This window comes from Stenotrophomonas sp. GbtcB23, from assembly GCF_019091045.1.
Taxonomy (GTDB): domain Bacteria; phylum Pseudomonadota; class Gammaproteobacteria; order Xanthomonadales; family Xanthomonadaceae; genus Stenotrophomonas; species Stenotrophomonas rhizophila_A.
Map to the genome: position 1 here is coordinate 1 of NZ_JAGXKC010000070.1, position 7,964 is coordinate 7,964.

The following is a 7,964-nucleotide window of genomic DNA, read 5'->3' on the forward strand; positions in this document are numbered from 1 at the left end:
TTCCAGCACACCGGGCCTCACCGCGGCGGTCGCCTCCGTTCTCGGGGCCGACCGCGAGCAGGCCCTGGGCACGCGCGAGCACGATTTCCTGCTGTTCGGCAGCCAGGCCACCGCGTTCGCCCGCGACCTGTTCCGCAGTGGGATCGCCGACGACCTGCGCGCCTATCTCGGACAGGGATTCCTGCACGACGCTGATGCCAGCGGGCCGGTACAACGGAAGGTGGCGCCCGGGGACGGCGACGACGGGCTCGATGCCTGCGGCGGGAATCTGACCCTGCGCGACGGGGTGCTGATCTTCGGCCGCTACAACAACCACGGTAACGGCGACTGCTATTACGCCTGCGTGCCGGGCAGGGGGGCGCCTGCGTTCTTCAGCATCTGCATCGAGTCCGGCGTGGACAGCGGTGAGGCCTACGAAATCTCCGTGTCCCCCTCGATGGACTGGTCACAATTTCTGGCTCACCTTCCGCCTGCGTGAATATGGCGTGATGCTCGTGGCCGCATACACCGCAGCGACGGGCTTCGTTTTTGGCACGATCCCGCTATCCTGTGCCCATGCCGCCTTTGAAATATTTCCTGCCGCTGTTGTTCCTGTCGCTGGCCATCGCCTCGACCGCGCATGCGCGCGGCACCATCGAGAAGGTGGACATCACCGGCCTGGACAGGGACGACGATGCCGAGATGATCGAGAACATCGAAGTCTCGCTGTCGCTGTACGACACCATTGGCAAGGAACAGGGCGAGTCGCGGCTGGAATACCTGCTGTCGCAGGCCGAGCGCCAGACCCGGCGCGCGCTGGAACCGTTCGGCTACTACAACCCGGTGATCACGGTGGAAAGCCCGCGCGAAGGCGAGAACCTGCGCGTGGTGATCCATGTCGATCGTGGTCCGCCCACCCTGGTACGCCGCGAGAACATCGACATCACCGGTCCGGCCCAGCTGGACCAGTACCTGCAGGAAGACCTGGAGAACTTCCGGCCGCGCAAGGGCCAGCGCTTCGAGCACACGCTGTACGACGCCAGCCGCGTGACCATCACCCGGCGCCTGGCCGAACGTGGCTACTTCGATGCCGATTTCACCCAGCGCCGGGTCGAGATCACCCGCGCCGAGAATGCCGCCGACATCGATCTCACCTGGGACAGCGGCCGCCGTTACAACATGGGCGATATCCGCTTCCACCAGGATTACTTCGTGGAGCGCCTGTTCGACCCGCTGGTGTACTGGGAAAAGGGCAGCTACTTCCACGAAGGCAAGCTGGACCGCCTGCGCGAATCGCTGACCAAGCTGGATTACTTCAGCGTCATCGACATCCAGCCGCAGCCGGACCAGGCCGACGAGAACGGCAACGTGCCGGTGGATGTCACCCTGACCCGGGCCAAGCGCAGCATCTACACGGCCGGTATCAGCTACGGCAGCGAAAGCGGCGCCGGTGTGCGCGGTGGCCTGGAGCGGCGCTTCCTCAACAGCCGCGGCCACAAGATGAACACCCAGCTGGACTACGCGCAGAAGCGCAAGAGTCTTGTCACCACCTACCGGATCCCGGCGTTCAAGTGGCTGGACGGGTGGTACGGGCTCACCGCCAGCGCCTATGACGAGCAGACCGACTACATCGACCTTCGCAACTTCAAGCTGATCGGCAGCCGCAGCGGCGAGATCAACGAGAACTGGACGGCCATCGCCTCGATCAATGCCCTGCGCGAGCGCTGGCGCTATGCCTCGGGCACCGAATTCACCAACGCGATCTACAACACCTCCACGCTGGTGTATCCGCAGCTGGTGGCCGACTACGTGAATGTCGACGACCGCCTGGCCCCGCGCAAGGGCATCAGTGGCAGCGCCACCATGCGTGGCGGCATCGAAGGCGCAGGTTCGGATACCAGCTTCGTGCAGGCCAGTGTGATGCTGCGCTGGTTCATTCCGGTCGGCGATGCCGACCGCCTGATCCTGCGCGGCGAAGGGGGTACCACCTGGACCAGCGACCTGGTGGCGATGCCCCCCAGCCTGCGCTTCTTCGCCGGTGGCGACCGCAGCATCCGCGGTTACGCGTTCCGTGAAGTAGGCCCGCGCACGCCTCCGCCGGATAAATTCGCACTGGGTGCCAAGAACCTGGTGACCGCCTCGGCCGAGTACGAGCACTACTTCAAGGGCGGGCCGTGGGGCGGCGCGGTGTTCGTCGATACCGGCAGCGCGTTCGACAACACCATCGACCTGCATACCGGCGTGGGCTTCGGCGTGCGCTGGAAATCACCGGTGGGTCCGGTGCGCGTGGACATCGCGCACGGTCTGAACAATCCGGATTCGAAGTTCCAGCTGTACCTGAGCGTGGGAGCGGACCTGTGAGCACGCCGACCCCGACCACGCCAACCCCGCCGCCGCCGCGCGTGCGCTTCTACCGCAAGCGCCGGTTCTGGGCATGGTCCGGCTTCACCGTGCTGGGGCTGGTGCTGCTGGCGCTGCTGCTGGTGTACTGGCTGCTGCAGACCGTGGCCGGGCGCGATGTTCTGCTGGCCCAGGTGGTGGCGCGGCTGCCGGTGGGCGCCACGCTGACCTGGAGCAAGGTGGATGGCCCGGTGGCCGGGCCGCTGGTGCTGCACAACCTGGATTTCCGCTACGACGACATCCACTTCACCGCCGAGCGCGCGTACCTGGATCCGGATATCCGCCCGCTGCTGGGCCGCAAGCTGCAGCTGGATGCGCTGCAGATCAAGAACGCCACGTTGAACCTGGCCAAGAGCGACGAACCGTTCGAAATGCCCTCGTGGCCCGATTCGCTGCCGCAGATCGAAATGCCGCTGGCGATCCAGGCCGACACCATCATCATCGATGGCTTCCGCATCACCCAGGCGCAGGAACCGTTGATCGACATCACCAGGCTGCGCGGTGGGCTGGAAATTGCCAACGGCGAATTCCGCGCGCGCCAGCTCAAGGTGGACAGCGACCTGGGCGACTTCCGCGTGGACGGCCGCTATGTGCCGCGCAACGACTATTCCACCGACATCACCATCGGCGCGGTGCTGCCGGCACCGCGCGGGCGCACCCCGGCGCGGCTCGGGCTGGTGGCCCGTGGCAACCTGGACCGCATGGAAATCGCGCTGGCCGGGCATGCCCCCGCGCCGCTGCAGGCCAGCCTGGTCTTCGACGGCCGCGACGCACCGGTGTGGAAGGCCAGTGCGCGCAGCAAGGAACTGGACCTGGCACTGCTGGTGCCGGGCATGGATGCCAGTACCAGCACGCCGCTGTCGCTGGATTTCCAGGCTACCGGCAAGGGCGGGCAGGCCAACCTGCAGGGCCGCATCCAGCAGGGCGACCTGGCGGTGGAGCTGGCGCCATCCAATGTCGGCCTGGCCGACCAGGTACTGACCGTCTCACCGCTGGTGGTGAAGGGCTTCGGTGGCCAGGCCCGGCTGCAGGGCACCGCCGATTTCCGTGACCGCGAAAATGCCAGCCTGCGCTTTGCGATCGTCGCCAACGACCTGACCTTCGTGCCCGAGGCCGATCCCACCACGCCGGGCGCCGCCAAGCCGGTGCCGGTGACGCTCAACGAAGCGCGCATGGGCCTGGCCGGCACGCTCAAGAACTGGGCGGCGGTCGGCACGGCCTCGGTGGAGCGCGAACAGCAATCGGCCGACCTGACGTTCGATGTGCGCGGCAGCGACACCGCCGCCCGGATCAAGCAGCTGCAGGCCAAGACCCCCGGCGGCGCGCTCGACGTGACCGGCCAGGTGGCGTGGGCGCCGCAGCTGGATTGGGACGTGGCCGCCAAGCTGGCTGCATTCGATCCCGGCTACTTCGTGCCCGGGTGGGACGGCCGCCTGTCAGGCAACGTGGCCTCCAAGGGCCGCCAGCTGCCGCCGCCGGCGGGCAGCCCGGCCGGCACCGCCGGCATCTATGAAGCCACCGTGGACGTGCCCGGCATCAACGGCATGCTGCGCAACCGCCGCGTGGATGCGCAGGGCCGCTTCGCGCTGCGCGGGCAGCAGGGTGAAGGCAACGTGCGCCTGGCGGTGGGCAACAGCCGCCTGACCGCGCGCGGCAGTGTCGGCGACCGCCTCGATGTGCAGGCGCAGCTGGAACCGGTGCAGCTGGATGACCTGATGCCCGGCAGCACCGGCACGCTGCGTGGCCAGGTGCAGGTGCGCGGACCGCGCACCGCGCCGGACATCACCGCCGACCTGGTCGGCAGCGGGCTGCGCTATGCCGATTACAGCGCTGAAGCGCTCAGCATCCGTGGCCGCCTGCCGTGGCAGGGCAGCAACGGCACCCTGGCGCTGCAGGGCACCAAGGTGCAGGCCGGCATGCTGCTGGACACGATCAACGTGGACGCGCGCGGCAGCGTGTCCAACCTGCGGCTGGATGCGCAGGCGAAGAACGAACTGGGTGCGGTGGCGCTGGAGGGCGGGGTACGCCAGCAGGGCAATGCATGGCGGGGCGATATCGCCGCGCTGCGGATCGCACCGATCAAGGGCGATGCATGGGCGTTGCGTGCACCGGCCACCTTCGGTATCCAGGGCAGCACCTTCACCCTGACCGACACCTGCCTGGGCGCGGCCACCGGCGGCGCGCTGTGCGCCAGCGCCAACTGGCCGCGTGATGGGTTGAAGGTGCGCGGCGATGCGCTGCCGCTGGCCCTGGTGCAGCCGTGGCTGCCGCCGCAATCCGGGCGCCGCCTGCACCTGCGCGGCGAAATCACCCTGGATGGGCAGATCCGCCCGCGCGGCAACGCGTGGGAAGGCAGCGCCAGGATCGCCTCGCTGGAAGGCGGCATCCGCCTGGGCGACAACGCGCGCGGCGAGCTGGTGCGCTACGACCAGTTCTCGGCCACGCTGGAAATGACCCCGGCGCAGATCAACGCCAAGCTCGGTGTCGGCTTCCAGGGCAACGGCTTCGTCGATGCCAAGGTGCAGACCGGCTGGGATGCCAACGCGCCACTCAACGGCGAGCTGTACCTCAACATGTCGCGGCTCTACTGGATCGAGCTGTTTTCGCCGGACATCGTGCGCCCCACCGGCCTGATCGAAGGCCACGTCAGCCTGCGCGGTACGCGCGGCACGCCCTCGCTGGGCGGCGACGCCAAGTTGAGCAACTTCAAGGGTGAATTCCCGGCGCTGGGGCTGACCTTCGACCAGGGCAGCGGCAGCTTCACCGCGCAGCCGGATGGTTCGGCGAAGATCACCGCACAGGCGAACTCGGGCAAGGGCACGCTGTACGTCGACGGCGGGCTGTCGTGGTTCGGCGATGCACAGCCGCTGCAGCTGCATATCCACGGCGAGAACGTGCTGCTGTCCAACACGCCGGAACTGCGCATCGTGGCCAACCCCAACCTCGACTTCACCCTGGCCAAGGCGGCCATGCAGCTGCGCGGCACCGTGCACGTGCCCGAAGCCGACCTGGATCTGGAGCGACTGGATCGCGGCACCTCGGTGTCCGAAGACGTGGTGGTGCTGGACCCGGCCGATCCGGAAGAAGGCCCGAGCCTGCCGCTGGACATGGATCTGACCGTAAGCCTGGGCGACAAGGTCCGCATGGCCGGCTTCGGCCTCAAGGGCGGGCTGGGCGGCAAGATGCAGGTGTGGGCGCGGCCCGGTCGCGAGATGACCGCCAACGGTGCGCTGGAAGTGAGTGGCCGCTACAAGGCCTATGGCCAGGACCTGACCATCACCCGCGGCAACCTCAACTGGAACTTCAACGCCGTCTCCGACCCGCGCATCAACATCCGTGCAGAGCGCCGGGTGGGTGATGTCACCGCCGGCATCGACGTGACCGGCCGCGCGCAGTCGCCACGGGTGGACGTGTGGTCGGACCCGTCGATGTCGCAGTCCGAAGCCCTGGCGTTCCTGGTGCTGGGGCGCAGCCTTACCGGCGCCAGCAGCGACCAGACCCAGCAGGTGAACGCGGCCTCGGCGGCGCTGTCGGCCGGCAGCGGCCTGCTGGCCTCGCAGCTGGGCGCCAAGCTCGGCCTGGACGACGCCGGCGTCAGCCAGTCGCGCGCGCTGGGCGGCTCGGTGATCGGCGTGGGCAAGTACATCTCGCCCAAGCTGTACGTCGGCTACGGCGTCTCGCTGGTAGGCAGCGGCTCGGTACTCACACTGAAGTACCTGCTGCGCCGCGGCTTCGACATCGAAATCGAATCCAGCACGGTGGAAAACCGCGGCTCGCTCAACTGGCGAAAGGAAAAGTAGAGCCAGGCCCTGCCTGGCTGCTGACAATGATCGGCGCCACTGCCCCACCGGACGTGTGGGGACCTGGCATCGGTAGGGTCGCATCCCAATCGACCGCCGATAGGCCACCCGCGTCCGGTACTGGCATTGCAATGATCGGCATCGCGCCTCCGTCAGCCCGTGTGATTGCGGGTCCGACACCGGTAGGGTCGCATCCCAATCGACCACCGACGCGGCATCCGCGACCGTTGATGGCATTGCAATGATCGGCATCACGCCTCCGTCAGCCATGCAATTGCACAGGTCCATGCGTCAAAGCGATCGCCCACATTGTCGGCAGTCGTTTGGGAACCGACCCTGCCGCGCGGTGCATGCCGAATGCGGCATGGAAAATCCTGGCGTTTCATGCTGCGCAGAGCGCACAGAAAGAAAGTTCGCCTACCGCATCACACTTCGCGATGTGCTTGCACCGCAATGGATGCAGGGCACTCGCGGTCCATTTCCGACGCAGTGTTAGGCACCGCCTACCGGTTCGACCAAATCAACAGATAAAACCGAATTCCGATATCGTCATCGCGTACGCATGGTAGGTCCTGAGTCTAAAAGCTCAGCAATTCAGCAAGCTTGATGTACTGCGTCGGGAGGGTGGCGGAATACAACACCCTCGTGGAAATACGTCGCACCGTTTCTTGCTAACGGCTTTTAGCCTCCCGACTCCCTCGCCATCCCGGCGAGGGAGACATCCAGGAGAGGCCTACCATGCACGACAACAAAGATGATTCCCGCGCCGACGCCCGATCCCGCGTCACCTACCACTGGCGCATGCCCCGCACCGTCCTCATCGGCGCAGACCGCCAAGACGACGACGAACCCAAGCCCGGCGAAGTGCTGATCCCCTCACTGCACCTGCGCGGCATGTGGATGACCACCGCCGGCATGGAAACCGGCTCGCGCGTGAGCCTGCACATCGCACCCGGCTGCCTGCTGCTGCGCATGGTCAACCCGGTAGTACGCGTCGCCTGCCGCCCGGGCTGGTACCAGGCCGCGCAGGATTCCACCCGCGCGCGCTGGTAGGGTCGCATCCCAATCGACCGCCGATACGTCATCCGGGCCCGGTTGTGGCAGTGCAGGGGTCGGAATCGTGCCTCCGCCAGCCGTGCAATTACAAAGCGCCATGCGCTGAAGAGTTCGCGGGCATGGTCGGCGGTCGTTTGGGAACCGACTCTACCTTCGGGTGCCGATGTTCCTGCTCAGGTCTGTCGCCCAGAAGTACAGCGAGAGGCCGATCGCGCCCATTGGCCAGATCACGCTGAGCAACAGCGGCAGCCCGTTCGGCTCAGCGTGCGGGTCTGGACCACGTGCCCTGACGCGCGTCATCGCAATGAAAGTCAATCCGAATGCCCAGGCACGGTCCAGGACCATCAGCAGCAGCCCGTCCGCACCCAACGTGCGCTGCGCCCACATTGCCGCGCCACCGGCAATGACCGCCGCAGGCAGGAATGCCCACCGCAGCCATGCAGCTCCTCGCACGTCGCTTTCATCGGCGCACTGCCAGCGCAGCAACGCCTTGAAGCCGCGCAACAACAGCCAGGCTGCAGGTACCAGCAGTGTTGCCACCGCGATGATCATTCCGCCTTTGGACGGACTGACCACAGGGGTGGAGTAAACCCCCCAGGCGGTGACCAATCCCAGGTACAGCCCGTTCAGGGTGCAGCGCACGGCCCCGTAGCGAAAATGCACGCGGAGCGCGGGACCGCCAAACCTTGCCCAGAACCCGACCTGCGCGGCATTCAATCCCGGAGGAAG

General features: G+C 66.9%; 5 protein-coding genes. 4 read left to right on the forward strand and 1 reads right to left on the reverse strand.

What is annotated here, in order from left to right:
• From KVS69_RS17255 to KVS69_RS17270, 4 genes are all read left to right on the forward strand, one after another.
• Window positions 1-478, forward strand: a 478-nt coding sequence (locus KVS69_RS17255; protein ID WP_217539145.1) for a hypothetical protein, incomplete at its 5' end; no start/stop codon positions are given.
• A 77-nt stretch (window positions 479-555) separates the two neighbouring features.
• Entirely contained in the window at window positions 556-2,340 is a 1,785-nt protein-coding gene (locus KVS69_RS17260; protein WP_217539147.1) for an autotransporter assembly complex family protein, read from the forward strand.
• Window positions 2,337-6,179: a translocation/assembly module TamB domain-containing protein gene (locus KVS69_RS17265; RefSeq protein ID WP_217539148.1), complete on the forward strand. Its 3,843-nt coding sequence runs from the start codon at window positions 2,337-2,339 to the stop codon at window positions 6,177-6,179. The genes KVS69_RS17260 and KVS69_RS17265 overlap by 4 nt, the downstream gene beginning before the upstream one ends.
• Before the next feature lie 738 nt (window positions 6,180-6,917).
• Window positions 6,918-7,232, forward strand: coding sequence for a SymE family type I addiction module toxin (locus KVS69_RS17270; RefSeq protein WP_217539150.1), 315 nt, complete (start codon window positions 6,918-6,920; stop codon window positions 7,230-7,232).
• A 150-nt stretch (window positions 7,233-7,382) separates the two neighbouring features.
• On the opposite strand, the gene KVS69_RS17275 is transcribed toward KVS69_RS17270, so the two are convergent.
• Window positions 7,383-7,964: hypothetical protein (locus KVS69_RS17275; RefSeq protein ID WP_217539153.1), on the reverse strand; the 582-nt coding region annotated here is incomplete at its 5' end.